Raw genomic sequence first — 2,787 nt, 5'->3', positions numbered from 1 at the left:
TGGCCGGTCTCGTGGGCATCACCGCAGGCTGTGCCAATGTATCGCCCTCCAGCGCGATCATTATCGGGGCCGCCGCCGGTGTCATCGTCGTCTTCTCGGTCATGTTTTTCGACAAGATCAGAATCGACGATCCGGTGGGTGCCGTCTCCGTTCACGGCGTCTGCGGTGCCTGGGGCACCCTGGCCGCCGGCATCTTTAACATCGGCGGGACATCCGCCGGCATCATCGGTGTGCAGTTGTTGGGTATCGCCGCCTGTTTTCTCTGGACCTTCCCCGCAGCCCTCGTGATGTTCAAACTGATCGACAAGACGATCGGCCTGCGGGTTTCACCGGAAGAAGAGTTGGAGGGACTGGACTACGCCGAACACGGTGGCATCGCCTACCCGGACTTCGGTGTTTCCACACACGGTGGAATCTCATCCCTTTCCGGACCGCCCCCATCAGGATTGCCCAGCTACGCCGCGTCCACAAGCCCGGCAACCCAATCTTAATCGAAACGGTTAGGTCACTTTTTTAAAAGACCGTTAATCTCTGTTCCTACCCTGAATGCACCTTGAAGCGGCTGGTCCCGCTGCTTCAAGGTGCATTATTCAGTTGGAAATGCCAAGTTTACGGCAATTTCAGTTCCCATGCCTTAAATCCCAATTTTGTAATTTTAGAAAATATATAATTACATTTTTGGAATGTAGTTGTAAATTCACGCGATCGCATATATAATCGCAACCTATCTTTATCATTATACAATTAACAAATTACGCCGACTGGCACGCGGGTTGCTCTGTTTGATCCCTGCTATAAAAACACAAAGGATATGGATGTGACCGATACGGACCCTCACCACCGTTACACCGATGTCTCCCTGGCCCTGAAGAACGGGCGGACACAGCTCATCGAAAAACTGTTGGCAGGAGACGCGCCTTATTTTCTCGATGACAATGCCCGGCTCATCGACGACTATTTTCGTCAACGCTACGAAAAAAGCAGCGTGGGGCCGAAAATGGACATCGCCAAAAACCCCTATGCGATCGTTGCCCTGGGAGGGTACGGTCGGGCGGAGCAATGCGTTTACTCTGATGTGGACCTGCTGTTCCTGTTCGAAAAAAAGGTTCCCCGGCTGGCAGAGGATCTGGTGCGCGAGATCGTCTATCCGTTGTGGGACATGGGGCTGGATGTGGGGCATGCCACGCGTTCCATCAAAGAGTGCGTCACCATGGCGCGTAAGGATTTCGAGGTGCTGACCTCCATCCTGGATGCCCGTTTCATCTGCGGCATGTCTCCGTTGTTCATGACATTAATGGACCAGATCCGCACCAAATTCATCAATCTCAAACCCGACACAATCATCTCATGGCTGGTGGAAACCAACCGGGAACGGCACCGACGTTTCGGCGACTCGTCCTACCTGCTGGAACCCAACTTCAAGGAGGGCCAAGGGGGGTTGCGTGACTACCACACCATGCTGTGGATCGCCAAGATCAAATCCGGCATCAAACAGCGCCGGGATTTAGAGTACTATGGCTATTTTTCCCATGATGATTTCACGCGCCTGTCCGAAGCCCTTGCCTTCATCTGGAACGTGAGAAACCGGTTTCACCTGATGATGAACCGAAAAAGTGATCAGATTCATCTGGAGCAGCAACGCAAGCTGGCGGAGGTGATGGGAGTAAAGGCTGTCAACGGACACCTGCCAGTGGAACACCTGTTGGGCGAACTTCACGGTCATATGGAATATGTGAAGCAGCAGCACGAGATGTTCCTGTACGAGATGGAACAGAAAAAACGTCTCAAAAGAAAAAACAAAGGGCTGAAGACCACCCATGTCAAAGGGCTTAAATTCAACCGGGGAATGCTGAATTTCATCTCTCCGGAAAAAATCCTCAACAACCCGGGTCTGTTGATAGATATCTTTGCGGAGAGCGCCATACATCGGGCGCCGCTGAACAGCGAAGCCAAACGGCTGGTGAAAGATTTCGCGCATCTGGTAGACGAACCATTCAGGCGTGATCCAAAAGTGGTTCAACAGTTCGAGCGCATCCTGATCCGCTCCAACCGGGCCTTCGAGGTGCTCAACCAGATGTTGTACACGGGTTTTCTGGCCCGATTCATTCCGGATTTCAAATCGGTGGCCAACCGGATCCAGTTCGACCAGTATCACCTTTACCCGGTAGCCAGACACCTGCTTTACACCATAAAAATTTTGCGGGGTTTCGATACTGATGCGGGGGCCGAGGCAGACCCCCTCGCCCACCACTTGTATAAGGAATTAAAAAAAAAGAAGGCTCTGTTGTGGGCCGCCCTGCTTCATGACATCGGCAAAGGGGAACCCAAAAGCGGCCACTCCGAACGCGGCGCCGTCCTGGCTGAAAAAATCCTCCTGGAGAAAGGCGCCAGTCCCGTGGATGCCAAAACCGTTGCCTTTCTCGTCGAGCATCATCTGCTGCTCGTTCTGACGGCCACACGAAGGGACGTCAACGACGAAGAGACAGCCGTCGCCATGGCACGGGTCATCAAAAAGGCCGATGTGTTGAAAATGATCTATCTGCTCACCGTCGCCGACTCCATGGCCACCGGACCCAAGGCCTGGAATGACTGGACCGCTTCGCTGCTCAAAAATCTTTTTTTCAAGGTCCTCAATGTTCTCGAGCACGGCGAACTGGCCACCGGTCGCGCAGTGAGAACCGTCGAGAAAAAGCGGCAGGCGGTGGTTGGCGCCATGCCTGCAGGAATGGCGCCGGACCAGCTGGACCGGTTGCTCAGCTTTATGTCTCCCCGGTACATGCTCTACAC

At 53.6% G+C, this 2,787-nt stretch carries 2 protein-coding genes; both read left to right on the top strand.

Features of this window, described 5'->3' with window-relative positions; translation table 11 throughout:
- The coding region (locus tag QNK41_RS13575) for an ammonium transporter (protein WP_413815152.1) at positions 1–491 on the top strand (491 nt) is incomplete at its 5' end.
- A gap of 326 nt (positions 492–817) precedes the next feature.
- On the top strand, positions 818–2,787 hold a 1,970-nt coding region (locus QNK41_RS13570; protein WP_319257811.1), incomplete at its 3' end, for an HD domain-containing protein.

Source organism: Desulfosarcina sp. (genome assembly GCF_033791525.1).
Taxonomy (GTDB): domain Bacteria; phylum Desulfobacterota; class Desulfobacteria; order Desulfobacterales; family Desulfosarcinaceae; genus Desulfosarcina.
The sequence above is the reverse complement of the archived record's forward strand: the minus strand, read 5'-3'. Positions and strand labels throughout refer to the sequence as shown.